Here is a 16,707-nt window from a genome sequence, read left to right as displayed (position 1 = left end):
TAATCTATCCCGTGGGTCTGACACTCCGTCGCCAGAGTGGCAGTCGACTGAAAGATCGCACGAACCTGTGACGGAGCCCTGCGGAAGGCCCGCGAGAGACGCCGGAACGGGGCGCGGCCGCGCTACTTTCCCATGGCGAAGCGGAGCAGGCTGTCCCGGTCGCCCTGCTGGACGGTGCCGCGCTCGTTGACGACCTCCAGCTTCCAGGAGGCGCCGACCCGGTACGCCTTGGCCACGGCGATGGCGTTGCCGGCGCCGAGCAACGACGGCCAGATGTCGGCGACCTGTGCCGTGCTGCCGCCGGTGCTGTCGTAGATCTTGAAGGAGATGTTGGCGGCGTGCTGGAAGTCGCTGCCCTTCTTGAAGGCGGCGCACACGAACACGATGGACGTCACCTGGGGCGGAACCTTGTCGAAGGTGACCTCGATGAGCTCGTCGTCGCCGTCGCCGCGGCCCGTCCGGTTGTCGCCGGAGTGCGTGATCCCGCCGTTCTTCAGCGGGTCGGTCACGTCCAGACCGGCGAACCGGACCGGTTCGTCGCCGCTCATCAGGATCGCGATCGCGTCGAGGTCGGTGCCACGGGCCTTCCGCAGCGCGCCCATCAGCCCGCCGCCGAGACCGGCCGTGGTGTCCCACGAGGCGCCGACACCCATCTTCGTCACGCCGTCCAGGTCGGCGGCTCCGTCCGCCTTGGTCAGGGTGATCACAGCAGGGGTGTTGGGCGTGGTCACGGCGCGAACCTTTCGTCGTTTCGGACGTCGTTTCCAGACACGGGCCGCACTCGACCCCACTTCTCCACAAAACGTAACACGCACATGATCATGGAAAGGAGTGGCCCAAAGGGCCCAAAGAGACAACGGGGCGGGAGTCATCATGTGGGGACGCAGGCGGGCACGGCGGCGCGAGCAGGAGTACGAAGCGGCAGTCGCCGAGGCACGGAGCGATCTGACGGAAGTCCTCCGCATCGCGGATGAGACGCACGCGGGCGTCGTGGACGTCTTCGGCAAGCTCCGTGACACCTACGTCACGATCGAAGAGCTGCTCGACCAGGGGGACGGCCTCCCGGCCAAGTCCGCGCGGGCCCGACTGGCCTGCCACCGGGAGGCGTGGGACGAGATGGAGGAGGGCATGGCCTCGTTCGCGGAGGCCCGGCGCGCCTGGGACGGCAGCCGGGCGGCCGACGCAGAGCTCTTCGAACTGACCGAGGCGGCCGCGTATTTCGCCGACTTCGTCTCCAACTGCGCGGAGACCATGGAGGAGATGGCCGGCCTCATGAGCTCGTTCCTCGACCTCTACCGGAACATGCTCGAACTCCGCGACAAGCTCGCCCCCATGCGCGAACGCGCCCACGCCGCGATCGCCGCCGCCGCGAACGAACTCGCGTGGGCGGGCCCCACGGCCCAGGGCAAGTTCGCCCTCGAAGTCCGCCTCCACGCGGCCGGAGACCGGCTCCGCGAACTGGACGCGGGACGGGTGGAGCTGGAGCCGGGTCGCAAGGTGACGGACTGGTACCGGGACGTCGAGTCGGAGATCGCGGAGATCCGCGAGGCGGTGCTGCGGCTGGGGTACTGACCCCCCGACCTCCCCCTCTATGAGCGAGCCCGCAACTTCTTGTTGCGATCGCGCACAACCTCGTTCACAATAGATGCAGCGGCGGAGCTGTGCCCCCAACTCGGGTACGGCGTCCGCCGCTTCGCGTTGAGCCGGCCAGTACGCCGGGCCACCTTGCACGGCGGCGCCGTCGACAGCGACGGGCCGCAACGGCCGACCGGAGACGACTGTGCGGCTCGACCGCCCGCACGCGACAGCGTGCGGGATTTCCCTCACCGGCCCCTTATGAATGGCGCATTCAAAAATGGCCAATACAGCCAAAGCACTGCTCGATGAGGCCGCCAAGCACATCGGGTACAAGGAAGGGCCGGACAACGACAACATGTTCGGCCGCTGGTACGGCGACAACAACCAGCCATGGTGCGCGATGTTCGTCTCGTACTGCGCCGCCAAGTCGGGCAACGACGACATCATTCCGCGCTACGAAGGCTGCTCGGCAGGCGTCGACTGGTTCCAGAACCGCAACCTGTGGAGCAGCACGCCGTCCGTCGGCGCCATCGTGTTCTACGGCCCCGGCGGCGGCGACCACACCGAAATCGTCGAATCCTTCGACGACAGCACCATCACCACCATCGGCGGCAACACCAACGACGACGGCTCCAGCAATGGCGACGGCGTCTACCGCCGCCACATCAGCCGCAACTCTTCCCGCATCTACGGATACGGCCACCCCAACTACATTGAGGACGACGACATGCCGAAGCGCGTTTCCCTTGCCCGCAAGACCGAGCTCGTTCTGAAGCGGAACACCGTTACCCAGATCCCGTTCATCGACGAGTACGCCGACGGCGGCGACCAGCACCCCGACAAGGGCGGCCCGGCCTTCATCTCCAGCAACTCGGACTACATCGCCACCGCCGCGGCCACCCTCAAGGACGTCAAGCCCGGCCTGACGATCCAGACCCGCTTCAACGAGATCAACTCCAAGGGCGAGACCGTCAAGGAGGGCCCGATCGAGGAGCACCAGGGCACCGGCGGCAACACCTACATCACCCAGACCCGCGCCGGCGCGGTCTGCGACCCGGGCAACCGTGTCGTCTGGACGATCGAGATCATCAACGGCGACGTCGACCCGACGCTGACCTACGCCGAGGTCCAGGCCAACTACTGGCCGCGATAAGGCGGGGCGCGCTCAGCGCCTGTCGAGCAGCAGGGGTGTCCCGGCATGCAGCGCATGCCGGGACACCCCTTTTCCGTATTCCCCAGAAAGGAAAACAGCATGGTCTCGGTCAGCGATCTGCTGCCGTACAAGCTCACGTACACGCAGGATCCGTGGAGCTTCGACGCCGACCAGCGGAGCAACGCCCAGGCAATTCTCGAAGAGGCGCTCAAGGCAGGCCTCGGTTACCGCGGCGCAGTCATCGGTGTTGCCACCGCGCTCCAGGAGTCGGGAATGCGCAACCTCGACCACGGCGACGCGACCAGCATCGGCATGTTCCAGCAGCAGGACTGGTGGGGCACCCGGGCCCAGCGGCTCGACCCGCACTGGACGTCCTGGAAGTTCTTCTCCGAGATGAAGAAGATCTGCCCCGGAAAGTTCGGCGCCGACTACCTCACCTCGGCGCAGCTCTACGAGGTGGCCCAGGCCGTCCAGGTCAGCGCGTACCCGACCTACTACGCCAAGCACGAGAAGGCAGCGGCCGAACTGATCGCCGAACTGGCCAACGCGCTCGACGACGCCCCCAGGCGCGTCAGCCTCGCCCGCAAGGCGGACCTCGTCCTGAAGCGGAACACGGTCACCGCGATCCCGTTCATCGACGAGTACTCCGACGGCGGCAACCAGCACCCCGACAAGACCGACCCCGCCTTCATCACGGGCAACTCCGACTACATCGCCACCGCTGCCGCCACCCTCAAGGACGTCGCTCCGGGCCTGACCGTCCAGACCCGCTTCGACGAGCTGAACGCCAAGGGCGAGACCGTCAAGGAGGGGCCCATCGAGGAGCACCTCGGCACCGGCGGCAACACCTACATCACCCAGACCCGCGCCGGTGCCGTCTGCGACCCCGGCAACCACGTCGTCTGGACCATCGAGATCATCAACGGCGACGTCGACCCGACCCTCACCTACGCCGAGGTCCAGGCCAACTACTGGCCGCGGTGACGGCGATGAGCGAGGCACTGCTGTCGTTCCCCGATGTGGAACGCCTGATCGTCGACAACCTCAAGTACCGGCCGGAGCTCGCGGGCGTCGTCGTCGACAACCGTCCGCCGAGCGGATTCGACGGTACGCAGAAGGTCGTGCTGGTCTCCCGGACCGGCGGCGCCTGGGTGGACGACCTTCATCTCGACACTCCGCTCGTCGAGTTGGAGGTGTACGGCCCCGACAAGACCACCGCGCACGCCGTCTCCCTCGCCGTGCGCGCCGCGCTGCTCCAGCTCCGCGGCACCGTCCACGGGACGGCCGTCGTGACCGACGTCGTGGAGACGGAGGCGGTGCGCTGGCTGCCGGACTACAACCGGCCCGCGGGCAACCGCTACCTCACGACGGTGCGCCTCTCCCTCCGCCCGGCGTGACGCATCCCCTTTTCCCCTTTTCCCTCTCCTCCTAGGAGTTCCCATGTCCGGAATGAACCCGAGCGAGATCCGCGTGGCCGGCACCGGCCGCATCCTGATCGCCAAGGTCGGCACCGACGCCCCCGCCGACACCACCACCGAGTGGGGTGCCGCCTGGCACGACCTGGGCTTCACCAGCACCGACGGCGTGAAGTTCGGCCGCAAGGGCAAGACCGCCAACATCGACACGTGGCAGTCCCTCACCCCCGCCCGCACGATCTACACCGAGCGCGAACTGACTCTGAAGTTCGGCATGTTGCAGCTGAACGAGGACACGCTGCCGTTCTTCTTCGGCGGCGGCGAGGTCGTCGAGACGGCCCCGAACTCGGGCCTGTTCAAGTACGAGATCCACAGCGACCAGGGCGAGGACGAGCGTGCGCTGGGCGTCGAGTTCAGCGACGGTGCGGATGTGCGCTACCGCTTTGTCGTGCCGCGCGGTCTGGTGACCGTCAGCGACGACATGGACCTCAACCGCAAGGGTGCGGTCAAGCTGGGCGTCACGTTCACGGCGATGGCGTCGAAGCCGGGGGCGCCGCTGGCGACGTGGCTGATGAAGGACAAGGCGTTCGCGCCGACGGCGGCGCCGGCCGGCAAGTAGGCGCAGCCCGCCACACCTGGGCGCCGCTCCTTCCCCGTCCCGGGGCGGCGCCCCGATTCCCCACTCACCTCAAGCACTTCAAGGAGCAGTTCCATGCCCGCTTTCGACGTCAACGCGGCCCGCGCCCAGCGCCTGGAGGCCCACGGCCGTTCGTGGTCCTTCTCGCTGGACGGCGACACCTTCGAACTCCCCACGGAGATCGGCCACCGCACGGCGCGTGCCCTGCGCGAGCTCGACGACAACGACGTGGACGGGCTGCTGGGCCTGCTGCTGGGCAAGGAACAGTTCGCGCGCTTCGTCGAGCACGACGTGACGATGCAGGACATCGCCGCGATTCTTGAGGCGTACGGCAAGGAGACCGGGCTCGGCCTGGGGGAAGACTGAGCCTCGACGCGTTCGTGGAAGAACACGCCGAGGCTCTTGAGGCCGATCTGCTGCGGCACTTCGGTGTGGATCTGCTGGACTGGCACCGGGGGGCGCTGTCTTCGCGGCGGCTGATGGTGCTGGTCAAGCACATGCCGCGGGACAGTGCGGTCAATCGTGATCTGCACGGCGAGGCCGTGGAGTGGGATGCGTCGACTCATCTGGTGGCGGCGGCGGTTGACCATTTGGCTGTCGCCAACTGGATGACGGCGACGATCAACGGTGGCGAGGACGGCGAGCCGCTGGACTATCCGGAGCCGGTGCCGCGGCCGCTGTCGCCGGACATGGCGCCCGCTGTCGCATACGACTCCGAAAGTGCCACCCCGCTGCCGGAACAGCCGACTCCGAGCCAGCTCGCTGCCTTCTTCGGTTAGCGGCAAGTGGCACAAGCCACCGCCCCGACCCGTCCCGTCATTTCAGCACCATGCCCTACTGTTGCTCCTATCTGACGGAGGATCAGGGCGGGTCGAAGAAACCCATCCGCAACAAAGGAATGACAATGGGCGGGGCAATCATACTTCTCTTCATATTCGGCATCCTGCTGCTTCCGGCCATAGTGTTCTGCCGGAGCGCGTTCCAGCTTTCTCGCCTACGAAGAAGCGGCATGAAAACCGAAGGGGTATGCACCCACCATCAGTGGGGAGAAGGTTCCGTTGCGTCGATTTTCGAGTATTCAACCCCGGATGGCAAAGTCTTCACCGTGTCATCGGAATACTGGCCGGTAAAGGTATTCGAAGCGTCCGATACGACGGAGATCGTTTTCGACCCGAAGAAGCCGTCGCGGGCCGCCATCATCACGGACCTGAGCAGCGAACTGCGCACATCATGGATAGGCGCACTCACCATGAGCGCACTTCTCCTCTCCCTGGCGACGGGGATTCTGATCGCCAAATGATTCCGCATTAGACGAGAGGGTTGGATATGCCAGAACCTGAACATCTCGCGAGCGAGGACCCGAGAGTGACGCAAGCGGCTCGGGACGCCGCACGATCAGAACTGGCTGCCGAGCTACCAAAGATCAAAGCTGAGCTCTTCAAGGACGCATCAGTCCAGGCAGTGAAGGCCGGCGACTTCAGCGGCGCCGCCCTCGGCGGACAGATCTTCAAGTTCGACCAGTCCCTGTTCAAGTGGGACGAAAAAGGCCTGACGTTTGCCGGACAAGAGGTGAAGAAGACCAAAAACCTCAGCCTGCAGCAGGCGATCCATGGAAGAAAACTCAAGGCGAAGGCGGAAAAGAAGGAGGAAGAAGAAAAGCAGAAGGAAGCAGCAACCAAGGCTGAGCTGCAGGAGATCAAGAACGACGCACACGCGGCACGAGAAGACGCAAAGAACGCCAAGAAGGACGCCGACGCAGCGCACAAGAACGCCAGACAGTCGATCGAGCACGCCGCCCGGGCCAAGCGCGATGCCGATGTGGCGAAAAATCTGGCGAGCTCAGCCAAGAGGAACACGCAGATCGCTGCAACCGGTTCTCGCGAGGCAAAGGCAAGCGCCAGCAACGCAAAGAAGAGCGCCGAGCAGACCAGGAAGGTGGCCGGACAGTTCCTGAAAGCCATGCAGCAGATAGATGTTCAGGCCGGAGGGAGCGCAAGAAATGTCGACAGTTTCAAGCGCGTACTGAAGGAATTGGAACGCGAGCTGTAAGGCTTCAGAGCCAGCACATTGGATGACACATGTCTCTCACGCAGTCATTTGGCCGGGCCGGCGGCGCGGCCAGAAATTTCAGAACCACCATCGACGCCGCCGCCCGCGCCGCCGGCACCCTCGGCCGGCAAGCCGGTACCGCCAACACCAACGTCAGCAGGATCAAGACCTCCGCCCAGCAGTCCACCCGTGAGCTGAAGGGCATGAAGACCGCCGCCGACCAGGCCGCCAAGTCCGTGGCCAAGGTCGGCAAGGAGGCCGGCAAGGGCGGGCCCGCCATGGCGAAGTTCCAGGGCGGGCTCAAGAAGGCCGACGGCGGGGTCAAGGGGCTCAACAAGTCCATGAAGGGCAATGTCATCGGGATGCTGCTCGGACTGCTCGCGCCGCTCATCGAGAAGGTCGTCGAGGTGGCGTCCCGCTCCAAGGCGATGCAGAAGATCATGAAGGTCGCCTTCGACGTCATCGGCAAGGTCGTGGGCACCGTCATGAAGGCCATCGGGCCGCTGATGAAGTCCACCGGCGCCCTCATCTCCAAGGTGTGGAACGGGATCAAGGCCGCCATCCTGCCGATCGCGCTCTGGATCGGCTCCGCCATCCCCGACGCCTTCCACGCGGTCAGCAGTGCACTCTCCAGCGCCTGGGGCGGACTCTCCTCCTTCGCCGGCTCCGTCTTCAACGGCATCCTGTGGGCCGTCAAGGCCCCGATCAACGGGGTCATCGGCCTCGTCAACAGCGCCATCGGCGCCCTCAACGGCATCAGCGTCACCATCCCGGGCTGGGTGCCCTTCGTCGGCGGCAAGACCTTCGGCGTGCACATCCCGTCCATCCCCATGCTCGCCGAGGGCGGCATCGTCGCGCCGCGCAGCGGCGGTGTTCCGGCGATCGTCGCCGAAGCCGGTGAGTCCGAGGCCGTCATGCCGCTGTCGAAGCTCGACCGGCTGCTGACGCGTACCGCCGTCGAGGCACGCCTCGCCGCCGCCGGCAACGGCGCCCGGCAGGCCTCCGGCGCCGGATTCCACATCGAGAACTACTACGCCACCCAGGCCGGCAGCCCCCGGGACACCGCCCGGGCCCTGATGTTCCTGGCCAAGGCCCGTGGGTGAGCCACGTGCCCGCCGTCGCAGCTCTCCCCCGCGTCCGTAACCCCCTCGCCGACTCGGCCGGTGCGTTCCGCACCTTCGGTTCCGCACTCGGCCAGGCCGCCCGCTCCGTACAGACCAGTCAGCGCGCCATCGCCTCCGCCTCCCGCGTCCTCGACCGCGTCAAGCAGTCGGCAACGCAAGCAAGCACCGGCATCAAGCAGTTCGGGACCGGCGCCACCACCACCGGCCGCGCCGCGCAGGCCCTCGGCAAGCAGGCCAGTACCGCCAACTCCGGCCTGCTGAAGACCAAGACCGGCTCCCAGCAGTCCTCCCGCCTCCTCAAGAACCTCAAGCGGCAGTCCGACACCACCACCAAGTCCCTCGCCCTGCTCGGCAAGGGCGCCGGCAAAGCCGGCGCCTTCACGGCCAAACTCGGCGGCAGTCTCAAAATCGCCAGTGGCGTGATGAACGTCGTCAACCTGGTGATGAAGGCGAACCCCTTCGTCCTCCTCATCACCCTGCTCGCCCCGTTCGCCGAGCAGATCGTCGAGTTCGCCCTGAACTCCGAGCTCGGTCAGCAGCTGATGGAGCAGGTCTTCACCACGGTCGGCCAGTTGATCGACACGGCCCTCACCGTCGCCGTACCCGTCGTCACCGCCTACCTCACCGTCGTCATCGGCTTCTGGAAGGGCGTCTTCAACGTCGTGAAACCGGTGGCCACTTGGGTGGGCCGGCACCTCCCCGGCGCGTTCCGCAAAGTCAGCTCCGCCATGGAGCGCGCCCTGCACGGCATGGGCGGCTTCCTCCAGACCGCGTTCCAGGCCGTCGCCGGTGTCGTCAAGGGCCCGATCAGCGGGCTGATCGGCTTCGCCAACTGGGTCATCGACGGCCTCAACAGCATCAGCGTCAACATCCTCGGCAAGAAGTTCGGCATCCACCTCCCCAAGATCCCGATGCTCGCCCAGGGCGGCGTCGTCGGCCCCCGCGACGGCGGCGTCCCCGTCGTCCTCGCCGAGGCCGGCGAGGCCGAGGCCGTGCTGCCGCTGTCCGCGCTCGACCGGCTGCTCACGCAGACGGCCGCGGCCGCCCGAACCACCTCCACCACACAGGCGGTCCCGCGCATCGACCACTACCACGAGCCCGAAGGCCGCGGCTCCCACGGCATCGCCGCGGACCTGCTCTTCCTCGCACAGACACGGCAGACACGACAGACGAGAAGGTGAGGGCCAACTCCCCATGCCCCCAGCACAAATGAACACCGTCGCCGACATCGACACCGCCATCGAACCCCCCGGCTCACTGATCACCCAGGACGGGCAGATCCAGTGGGCCGGGCTTCTTTTCGGCCCCGGCACGCCCTACCAGATCGACGCCAAGGGCCTGACCGGCTGGGACGACCTCCCCGAGCTCGACTCGGCCGACGTGCCCAAGCCCGCCCAGCACGGCTCCTGGCCCGGCGCCCAGTGGGCGAAGCCGCGGACGGTCTCCGCGACCGTCTGGCTGCTGCCCGACCGTCCGGACCAGGCGCAGGCCGTCGCCCAGGCCTTCCGCGCCGCCACGGGCGTCAACAGCGGTGAACAGTGGCTGGCCGTACGCCTGCACGGTCAGACGCTCGCCTGCCGGGCGCGCGTCGACCGCCGTGCGGCCACGACCGACCGCACGTACGTCACCCACGGCATCGCCTCGGTGTCGATCCAGTGGCTGTGCACCGACCCCCGCCGCCTCGGCATCACCGAACAGCGCGCCCGTACCGGCCTGCCCACGCCCGAGCCCGGGCTGCTGTGGGAGCCGGACAGCGGCCTGGAGTGGCCGCTGGAGTGGGGCGCGGCCGGCAGCACCGGCACGATCACAGCCGTCAACGCGGGCGACGCCCCGGTGAACCCGGTGATCGAGTTCCGGGGGCCGGCCGAGACGCCGTCCCTCACACGGCTCGGTGACGGGCGGCAGCTCGAGTACGACATCCAGCTCGCCGAGTCCGACGTACTGGCCGTCGACACCGTGGCCGGAACCGTCACCCTCAACGGCGCCGCCTCCCGGCTCTACACCGCCACCGCCCGCTCCACCCCGGAGCAGCTCTTCCAACTGGAGCCCGGCGTCACCTCGCTCGCCTTCCGCGCGGGCCCCGCATCCGACGACTCCCGCGCCTCGGTGACCGTCCGCTGGCGCGACGCCCACTGGTGACAGCACCCCCGCCCCGCTCCCCCCAACCCTTCACCACCCAACTCTCGGAGGACGAGATGAACAGCGTCCGCAGCGCATGGCTGCTCAACCGCACCGACGCAGGCGGCGGTCAGACCCGTGTCGACACCCGGCTCGCCCCGCTGGGCACCATGGCCCCGTCCGGCGTGCTGTCCTCGCGGGACGGCGTGATCCCCGGTTCCCAGTACGGCAAGTACGTCATGGACGGGCTGTACGTCTTCGGCGACCAGGCGGGCATGACCGGCAAGGTCTCGCCGGGCCGCGCCGTCGTCCAGAGCAGCGAGCAGGCCGGCGCCTACCCGGTGACCGTCACCGACTACGTCCCCCTCGTCTTCACCGACGGCGACGCGAACAACCCGCGCATCGACCTCGTCGTCGTGCGCGTCTACGACGCACAGCAGGACACCTCGAACCGCACCGAGGCCGTCATCGAGATCGTCCAGGGCGTTCCCGCCGCCACCCCGGCCGCGCCCTCGACGCCCGCCGGTGCGCTCGCCCTGGCCGAAGTGACCGTCCCCGCCGGCGCCTCCGCCGGCAAGGGCGGCATCAACTGGGACACCGCCGTCCGCGACCGCCGCCGCGCCACCGTCTCCGTCGGCGGCATCATCCCGCGCGGCTGGGGTCTGAACTTCCCCGGCGCCTACCCCGGCCAGTACCGCGACACCGGTACGGGCCTGGAGCGCTGGGACGGTGCGCAGTGGAAGGCGTACCCGGAGCCGCGGCCGGGCTGGCAGGACTACACGCCCGAGTGGGGTGCGGACAACGGGCCGAAGCCGGCCATCGGAAACGGCGCACTGTACGGCCGGTATCTGCACGACGGCGCGATCGTCCACTTCAGCGCGACGCTGAAGATCGGTTCGAGTACGAAGTGGGTCGACACGAACGGCAACTGGTGGCTCTCCCTGCCGGTCCGCCCGACCGGACCCGCCATCAACGGCCACCTCCGTTCGCGCCTCAACAAGGGCTACTACGCCGGAACGTGTTTCCTCGACACCACCCGCCACGCGAACGGCGCCGCGTGCGGCTGGACGACGAACAAGCCGAACGGCGAGACCGCCCCCGACTGGGCCGACGGCAACTTCCCGGAGACCGCCGCCGACGGCCACTGGTACACCGTGTGGGGCAGCTACGAGGCCTCCCAGTGATCACGCCCGGCCGGCCCGCCTACCGCGCCCTGTTCTGCGACCTGCGCACCGACCAGGTCGTCGACAGCCTGCCGCTGACGGGCGTCGAGTTCGACGACTACATCGGCAAGGCCGGTTCGCTGCGCGCCACGGTCCCCCTCCCCGACCAGGCGCTCGCCCAGCGGGCCCGTACCGCGCTCCAGCCCGGCCGCACCGCGGTCTGGCTGGAGCGCGGCGGCGAGATCTGGTGGGGCGGCATCCTGTGGACGTGCACGCCGACCGGTGACGAGCAGGGCCGGATGACGGCCGAGATCCAGGCCGGCACCTTCGACTCGTACCTGGACCACCGGATCCTCTCCAGCAGCCTGGAGGGCACGAACGTCGACCAGTTCGACCTCGTCCGCAACGTCGTCGACCACATCCAGGCACAGCCCGGCGGCGACATCGGCATCGAGTACGGGCCGGACGTCTCGGGCGTCACCCGCAGCCAGAAATACGCCTACACGGACGTCGCCCGGGTCCGCGAGATCCTGGACGGCCTCGCCGCCCTGCAGGACGGCTTCGAGTGGCGGATCCACTGCTACCGCGACCCGGTCACCGCCCGGCGCGTGAAGCGGCTCCAGCTCGGCCACCCGCAGATCCGCGTCGGCGCACAGGACATCGTGCTCGACCGCCCCGGGCCGCTGCTGTCCTACTCCCTGCCCAGCGACGCGACTCTGCAGGCCAACATCTGGGTCGCACGCGGGGATTCGGCCAACCGCAACCAGGCCGCGGACTCCGTCCCGACGATGTCCGAGCGGAAGACGGCGATCGCGGAACTGGACGCCGGATGGCCCCGGCTCGAAGGGACCTCCGACCACAGCTCCGTCAGCGACCGGGCCACCCTCAACAGCCTCGCCGACGCCGAACTCGGCCGTTCCCGCCGCCCCCAGATCATCCCCGAGGCCGTCATCCGGCTCGACGGGCGGATGCCCCCGGCCCTCCTCGGCGCCACGGTCCGGCTGCGCATCACCGACCTGTGGCATCCGGAGGGGCTCAGCGCCCGCTTCCGGGTGGTGGGCATGACCGTGTCGCCTCCGGAACGTGCAAAGGCCGAGACCGCCAAGCTCTACCTGGAAGGAATCTGATGGCCGCCATCCCCATGGACCTGCTGGACCGCATCCGCGACCTGGAACGGCAGGTACGCGCGCTCATGGGCAGCGCCAACACGCGGCCCAAGATGGACGAGATCCAGGGCGGCAAGGTCGTCATCGGCGACGGCGGTTCGCTGACGGTGCGCACCCCCGAGGGCAAGGAACTCGCCTACGTCGGCCGGGTCTCCCCCGACCGGCCGGGCGGCCAGTACCAGCAGGGCGTCGTCCTCCGGCGCGACGACGGCTCGCTGGCCTTCAGCGTGTGGACGGGCGATCCCGAGGACCTGCCCGTCCAGCCCATCCGCATGTGGGACCGCAAGGGCAACATCATCTTCGCGGAGGACGCCCGCAACTTCGGGCTGGCCAAACCGTTCCTGCCCTACCCGCTGCCCGTACCGGACGACGCCACCAAGTGGGAGTCCACCCAGTCGACGAGCTGGAAGACGCTGTACAGCAGCCACGCGGTCATCCAACACCCCCGGATCTACTGCAAGATCGACTACGCGTACGCGAACGACGGCGGCGAGATCCGGCTGCTCGTCGACGGCAAACAGGTCGGGCCCACCGGGAAGGGCAGCCTGTGGTTCTACGAATCCGTGAGCGCTGCATACGACGCCACCGTCAACTTCGAGGTCCAGGCGCGCGCCGCCAACGGCAACAGCACCGTCTGGTGCATTCCCCGCGCCCTGTACGGCGTTCAGTCCTGACCCGCTCCCGCTCCCTCTCCCCCTTTCATCCGCACAACAGGAAGACACCACCGTGCTCCCCAGTGCCATTCCCACCGTCACCGTGACCGCCCGGTACCTCTCCCCTGACGGCAACTCCCTCACCGGCAGCGTCGTCTTCGAGCCGCCCCCGCTGCTGACCCACAGCGCGAGCGACGTCATGCTCGGCGGCCCCGTCACCGGCGTGCTCGACGCCGACGGGCGGATCTCCGTCACGCTGCCCGCCACGGACACGCCCGGCATGAACCCGCAGAACTGGGCGTACACCGTCACCGAGAAGCTGTCCGGGGTGCGGGGTCGGGCCCCGTACAAGATCCTGCTGCCGGCCGCGCAGCCGAAGGCCGATCTCGCGGACATCGCGCCCACCGACCCCGGCACGCCCGACTACGTCGCCGTGGCCGGCCTCCCGGGCCCGCCCGGGCCGCCCGGACCGGCCGGCCCGGCGGGTGCGGTGCACTCCGTCAACGGCCGCACGGAGACCGACATCCGCCTCGACGCCAAGGACGTGGGCGCCCTCCCGGCCGACGGCGGCACGGTCGCCGGTCCGCTGGCGGTGACCGGTACGTTCACCGCGCGCGGCGCCGACGTGCAGGACGCGACGGGCGCCACCCGCGTCCGCATCGACCCGGCCGGCCGGCTCACGGCCACCGCCGACGCCCAGTTCACCGGCAACGTCCAGATCGGCGCCGCCGTCACCGACACCGCGGGCGGCCAGGCCGTCCTCGGCATCAAGAACGCCACCGCGGTACCGAACGGCAAGCCCACGGACGGCATCGTGCTCTACGCCAACGGCGGCACGCTGGCCTACCGCAAGCCCGACGGCACCACCGTCACCCTGGACGAGCGCGCCGCAGGCGTGCGCTCGGTCAACACCCGCAGCGGCGACGTGCAGCTCACCGCCGCCGACGTGGGCGCGGAGCCCACCGGGCGTGCCGTCCTGCTCGCCGGAGCACAGACCGTGGACGGCGCCAAGACGTTCAGCGCCGTGCCTTCCGCGAAGGCCGACCCGACGGCGCCCGAGCATCTGGCCCGTAAGTCCTACGTGGACGGGGTGGCACGCACCAACGACTGGGCACCCGCCGACCTCGGATTCGTCGCCTGGACCTTCGATCCGGGTCTCGGTGACGGCAAGAGCCCCATCAACTCCGCCTCACCCGGCGACATTCCGGCGAGCGGACGCATCTACTACAACGCCGTGATCGTACGGTCGCAGGTCACCGTCAAGGAGATCTGCACCCACACGCTCGGCTACTCCGGCGCATCCGGTGGCATCGGCGCGGGCTCCTTCGCGGGCATATACGACGCCACGGGCAAGCGGATCGCCCAGACCGCCGACCTGAGCATGGTCTACCCGGAGGCTCACGACATCGGCGGCTCGACCTCGTTCCTGCCGCTGAGTGCACCTGCGGTGCTCCAGCCCGGCATCTACGTCATCGCGCTGCTGCTCAACTACACCAACTCTGCCAACGCGCCCCGGATCATGACCGGCAACGGCGGCTACGACGTCCCGGGCCGCTTCGGCCGCCCCGGCGCAGTGCCGCGCACGGTCATGTCGCCCACGAAGGCCAACACCGCGCTGCCCACCGACGTCGACTGGGCCAACGGAACCATGGCCCTGGGCACCCGGTACTGGTTCGCGCTGGCCTGACAAGAAAGGACCTCACCTCTCATGACCACCCGTTCCCTCAGCGCCGTGGGCGCCATCAAGTCCATCGAGCAGACGACCAAGTCGTTCACCTTCCAGCACGAGTTCGAGGAGCAGCAATTCACGCTCCAGGTTCCGGACGGCGCAATGCTGCTCGGCGGCTGGCACTCGCTGATTCTTGACGGGAAGGAAGCGAAGTACGACCTCTCGAGCGGTCCGACCATGGACGGCAGAGGCTGGTGCCTGCGCATTCCTCGCAACTGGGAGTACAGCGAGACGTCCGAGTACAAGGCACAGCTCACTATCTCCGTCTCCTACGCCCTCCCCGCCTGACCCCCACATCGCCCCTCCGCCCCGCACCGCTCCCCGCGGTGCGGGGCGTCCGTATGCGCACCCCCTGGAGTGAACCCATGGCAACTCCCCTCACCGCCGACCAGTTCGTCACCGCGCTCCGCGCCGAAGGCGTCACCGTTGTCGAAGTCGACGACTGGCGCGACCACAACCGCAACCACAAGGGCGCCTGGGGCCCCGTCAACGGCGTGATCGTCCACCACACCGTCACCTCCGGCACCGCCTCCTCCGTCGAGCTCTGCTACGACGGCTACGACGAGCTCCCCGGCCCGCTCTGCCACGGCGTCATCGACAAGGACGGCGTCGTCCACCTCGTCGGCAACGGCCGCGCCAACCACGCCGGTACGGGCGACGGCGACGTCCTCTCGGCCGTCGTCGGCGAGTCCGCGCTCCCCCGCCCCACCGCCAACGACACCGACGGCAACGCCCGTTTCTACGGCTTCGAGTGCATCAACCTCGGCGACGGCGACGACCCGTGGCCCGCCGCCCAGCTCGACGCCATCGAGCGCGTCTCGGCCGCGCTCTGCCGCGCGCACGGCTGGGAGGCCGGGTCCGTCATCGGCCACAAGGAGTGGACGAACACCAAGGTCGACCCCGTCGGCTTCGCCATGGACGACATGCGCGACCGCGTCGCAGCCCGCCTCGGCGGCGAGCCCGCCGGAGGCGTCAACCCCCGCCCCGCCACCGCGAGTTACACCGTGCAGCTCGGCGACACCCTCACCACCATCGCCGAGTCCCACGCCACCACCGTCGACCGGCTCGTCTCCCTCAACGAGCTCCCCGACCCCGACACCCTCCACCCCGGCCAGGAACTGGCCGTCCCCGCCGCCGGCAACGGCTACGAGCCCTTCCCCGGCGCCGACTTCTTCCGCACGGCCCCCAACTCCCCCGTCGTCACGGCCATGGGGCGCCGTCTCGTCGAAGAGGGCTGCTCCGCCTACTCCCAGGGGCCCGGCCCGCAGTGGACCGACGCCGACCGGCAGTCGTACGGCGCCTGGCAGCGCAAGCAGGGCTTCAGCGGCTCCGACGCCGACGGCTGGCCGGGGCGCGTCACCTGGGACGCGCTGAAGGTCCCGCACTCCTCCTGACCCGGAAAGGCACAAGGCCATGACCGACGCCGCCAAGCGGACCCTCCGCACCCTCCTCCAGACCGCCGTCGGGCTCACCGTCGCACTCCCCGCGATCGTCGACGCCTCCGGCATCCCCGCCTCCCTGCCCTGGGTCGCCGGTGCCCTGGCCGTGACCGGCGGGCTCGCCCGCGTCATGGCGCTGCCCGCCGTCCAGGCCCTGCTGCCCGGCTGGCTGCGCACCGAGCAGCCAGGACACCCCGACGGCCGGGGTCGCGGATGACGAACGACCCCACCTCACCCGTCGCCCTCGAACTCGAGCGGCTGCGCGGCACCATGGAGGCCGGGTTCGCCCGCGTCGACGGGTCGCTCGCACTGCTCGTGCAGCGCAGCGACCAGACCGACAAGCAACTGGCCGATCACGAGGCCCGGTTGGACGCGCTGGAGCGGAACCGCTGGCCGCTCGCCGGCATCGGTGCGGTGACGGCGGTCGCGGGGGTCGCCGTCTCCGTGTTCCAGCTCACCGCACGGTGAAACGCCGCAGGGCGG

At 68.8% G+C, this 16,707-nt stretch carries 21 protein-coding genes; 20 read left to right on the top strand and 1 reads right to left on the bottom strand.

The features are described from left to right. Positions 1-122: 122 nt before the first annotated feature. Positions 123-707 (bottom strand): TerD family protein, encoded by a 585-nt coding sequence (locus HG542_RS18195; RefSeq protein WP_171082821.1) that lies wholly within the window; start codon positions 705-707, stop codon positions 123-125. A 166-nt stretch (positions 708-873) separates the two neighbouring features. On the opposite strand from HG542_RS18195, the gene HG542_RS18190 reads away from it, so the two are divergent. From HG542_RS18190 to HG542_RS18095, 20 genes are all read left to right on the top strand, one after another. Then, the gene (locus HG542_RS18190) at positions 874-1,572 is read left to right on the top strand and encodes a hypothetical protein (RefSeq protein WP_171082734.1); all 699 of its coding nucleotides are present in this window, start codon (positions 874-876) and stop codon (positions 1,570-1,572) included. A gap of 283 nt (positions 1,573-1,855) precedes the next feature. Next, positions 1,856-2,731 (top strand): CHAP domain-containing protein, encoded by an 876-nt coding sequence (locus HG542_RS18185; protein ID WP_171082733.1) that lies wholly within the window; start codon positions 1,856-1,858, stop codon positions 2,729-2,731. A gap of 99 nt (positions 2,732-2,830) precedes the next feature. Beyond that, positions 2,831-3,715 carry a hypothetical protein gene (locus HG542_RS18180; protein WP_171082727.1) on the top strand — a complete coding sequence of 295 codons (885 nt, stop codon included), beginning with the start codon at positions 2,831-2,833 and terminating at the stop codon, positions 3,713-3,715. Between the two features lie 5 nt (positions 3,716-3,720). After that, positions 3,721-4,128: a hypothetical protein gene (locus HG542_RS18175; RefSeq protein WP_171082725.1), complete on the top strand. Its 408-nt coding sequence runs from the start codon at positions 3,721-3,723 to the stop codon at positions 4,126-4,128. A 43-nt stretch (positions 4,129-4,171) separates the two neighbouring features. Continuing rightward, complete coding sequence (locus tag HG542_RS18170; RefSeq protein ID WP_171082723.1) at positions 4,172-4,765, top strand: phage tail tube protein; 594 nt, start codon at positions 4,172-4,174, stop codon at positions 4,763-4,765. Between the two features lie 93 nt (positions 4,766-4,858). Beyond that, a complete protein-coding gene (locus tag HG542_RS18165; RefSeq protein WP_171082721.1) occupies positions 4,859-5,149 on the top strand; it encodes a hypothetical protein in 291 nt (96 codons plus the stop codon). Positions 5,150-5,214: 65 nt separating this feature from the next. Continuing rightward, positions 5,215-5,562, top strand: coding sequence for a hypothetical protein (locus HG542_RS18160; RefSeq protein ID WP_171082819.1), 348 nt, complete (start codon positions 5,215-5,217; stop codon positions 5,560-5,562). A gap of 125 nt (positions 5,563-5,687) precedes the next feature. Next, on the top strand, positions 5,688-6,083 hold the full coding sequence (locus HG542_RS18155; RefSeq protein ID WP_171082719.1) for a DUF3592 domain-containing protein: 396 nt from the start codon (positions 5,688-5,690) through the stop codon (positions 6,081-6,083). Positions 6,084-6,148: 65 nt separating this feature from the next. Then, entirely contained in the window at positions 6,149-6,832 is a 684-nt protein-coding gene (locus HG542_RS18150; protein WP_171082717.1) for a hypothetical protein, read from the top strand. 29 nt (positions 6,833-6,861) lie between these two features. Then, a complete protein-coding gene (locus tag HG542_RS18145) occupies positions 6,862-7,935 on the top strand; it encodes a phage tail family protein (protein WP_171082715.1) in 1,074 nt (357 codons plus the stop codon). A 5-nt stretch (positions 7,936-7,940) separates the two neighbouring features. Beyond that, positions 7,941-9,137: a hypothetical protein gene (locus HG542_RS18140; protein ID WP_171082713.1), complete on the top strand. Its 1,197-nt coding sequence runs from the start codon at positions 7,941-7,943 to the stop codon at positions 9,135-9,137. A gap of 13 nt (positions 9,138-9,150) precedes the next feature. After that, on the top strand, positions 9,151-10,095 hold the full coding sequence (locus tag HG542_RS18135; RefSeq protein WP_229922866.1) for a phage distal tail protein: 945 nt from the start codon (positions 9,151-9,153) through the stop codon (positions 10,093-10,095). Positions 10,096-10,151: 56 nt separating this feature from the next. Further along, positions 10,152-11,258, top strand: coding sequence for a hypothetical protein (locus HG542_RS18130; protein ID WP_171082710.1), 1,107 nt, complete (start codon positions 10,152-10,154; stop codon positions 11,256-11,258). Beyond that, on the top strand, positions 11,255-12,364 hold the full coding sequence (locus tag HG542_RS18125; protein WP_171082708.1) for a hypothetical protein: 1,110 nt from the start codon (positions 11,255-11,257) through the stop codon (positions 12,362-12,364). The genes HG542_RS18130 and HG542_RS18125 overlap by 4 nt, the downstream gene beginning before the upstream one ends. Beyond that, the gene (locus tag HG542_RS18120; RefSeq protein WP_171082707.1) at positions 12,364-13,077 is read left to right on the top strand and encodes a hypothetical protein; all 714 of its coding nucleotides are present in this window, start codon (positions 12,364-12,366) and stop codon (positions 13,075-13,077) included. Before HG542_RS18125 ends, HG542_RS18120 begins: the two co-directional genes overlap by 1 nt. A gap of 52 nt (positions 13,078-13,129) precedes the next feature. Beyond that, positions 13,130-14,743: a phage tail protein gene (locus tag HG542_RS18115; RefSeq protein ID WP_171082705.1), complete on the top strand. Its 1,614-nt coding sequence runs from the start codon at positions 13,130-13,132 to the stop codon at positions 14,741-14,743. 21 nt (positions 14,744-14,764) lie between these two features. Continuing rightward, positions 14,765-15,073, top strand: a complete 309-nt coding sequence (locus tag HG542_RS18110; protein ID WP_171082704.1) for a hypothetical protein — start codon at positions 14,765-14,767, stop codon at positions 15,071-15,073. 77 nt (positions 15,074-15,150) lie between these two features. Continuing rightward, positions 15,151-16,179 carry a peptidoglycan-binding protein gene (locus tag HG542_RS18105; RefSeq protein WP_171082701.1) on the top strand — a complete coding sequence of 343 codons (1,029 nt, stop codon included), beginning with the start codon at positions 15,151-15,153 and terminating at the stop codon, positions 16,177-16,179. A gap of 19 nt (positions 16,180-16,198) precedes the next feature. After that, positions 16,199-16,441 (top strand): hypothetical protein, encoded by a 243-nt coding sequence (locus HG542_RS18100; protein ID WP_171082700.1) that lies wholly within the window; start codon positions 16,199-16,201, stop codon positions 16,439-16,441. After that, positions 16,438-16,692: a hypothetical protein gene (locus HG542_RS18095; protein WP_171082698.1), complete on the top strand. Its 255-nt coding sequence runs from the start codon at positions 16,438-16,440 to the stop codon at positions 16,690-16,692. The genes HG542_RS18100 and HG542_RS18095 overlap by 4 nt, the downstream gene beginning before the upstream one ends. The last annotated feature ends 15 nt before the right edge of the window (positions 16,693-16,707 follow it).

It is taken from the genome of Streptomyces morookaense, from assembly GCF_013030945.1.
Lineage (GTDB): Bacteria > Actinomycetota > Actinomycetes > Streptomycetales > Streptomycetaceae > Streptomyces > Streptomyces morookaensis.
The sequence above is the reverse complement of the archived record's forward strand: the minus strand, read 5'-3'. Positions and strand labels throughout refer to the sequence as shown.

What these genes read in the sequence shown, in the direction of transcription:
- HG542_RS18170 (WP_171082723.1), top strand. Translation starts at nt 4,172, where the DNA reads ATGTCCGGAATGAACCCGAGCGAGATCCGCGTGGCCGGCACCGGCCGC.
- HG542_RS18095 (WP_171082698.1), top strand. Translation starts at nt 16,438, where the DNA reads ATGACGAACGACCCCACCTCACCCGTCGCCCTCGAACTCGAGCGGCTG.
- HG542_RS18135 (WP_229922866.1), top strand. Translation starts at nt 9,151, where the DNA reads ATGCCCCCAGCACAAATGAACACCGTCGCCGACATCGACACCGCCATC.
- HG542_RS18145 (WP_171082715.1), top strand. Translation starts at nt 6,862, where the DNA reads ATGTCTCTCACGCAGTCATTTGGCCGGGCCGGCGGCGCGGCCAGAAAT.
- HG542_RS18100 (WP_171082700.1), top strand. Translation starts at nt 16,199, where the DNA reads ATGACCGACGCCGCCAAGCGGACCCTCCGCACCCTCCTCCAGACCGCC.
- HG542_RS18110 (WP_171082704.1), top strand. Translation starts at nt 14,765, where the DNA reads ATGACCACCCGTTCCCTCAGCGCCGTGGGCGCCATCAAGTCCATCGAG.
- HG542_RS18185 (WP_171082733.1), top strand. Translation starts at nt 1,856, where the DNA reads ATGGCCAATACAGCCAAAGCACTGCTCGATGAGGCCGCCAAGCACATC.
- HG542_RS18105 (WP_171082701.1), top strand. Translation starts at nt 15,151, where the DNA reads ATGGCAACTCCCCTCACCGCCGACCAGTTCGTCACCGCGCTCCGCGCC.
- HG542_RS18180 (WP_171082727.1), top strand. Translation starts at nt 2,831, where the DNA reads ATGGTCTCGGTCAGCGATCTGCTGCCGTACAAGCTCACGTACACGCAG.
- HG542_RS18130 (WP_171082710.1), top strand. Translation starts at nt 10,152, where the DNA reads ATGAACAGCGTCCGCAGCGCATGGCTGCTCAACCGCACCGACGCAGGC.
- HG542_RS18120 (WP_171082707.1), top strand. Translation starts at nt 12,364, where the DNA reads ATGGCCGCCATCCCCATGGACCTGCTGGACCGCATCCGCGACCTGGAA.
- HG542_RS18155 (WP_171082719.1), top strand. Translation starts at nt 5,688, where the DNA reads ATGGGCGGGGCAATCATACTTCTCTTCATATTCGGCATCCTGCTGCTT.
- HG542_RS18190 (WP_171082734.1), top strand. Translation starts at nt 874, where the DNA reads ATGTGGGGACGCAGGCGGGCACGGCGGCGCGAGCAGGAGTACGAAGCG.
- HG542_RS18175 (WP_171082725.1), top strand. Translation starts at nt 3,721, where the DNA reads ATGAGCGAGGCACTGCTGTCGTTCCCCGATGTGGAACGCCTGATCGTC.
- HG542_RS18165 (WP_171082721.1), top strand. Translation starts at nt 4,859, where the DNA reads ATGCCCGCTTTCGACGTCAACGCGGCCCGCGCCCAGCGCCTGGAGGCC.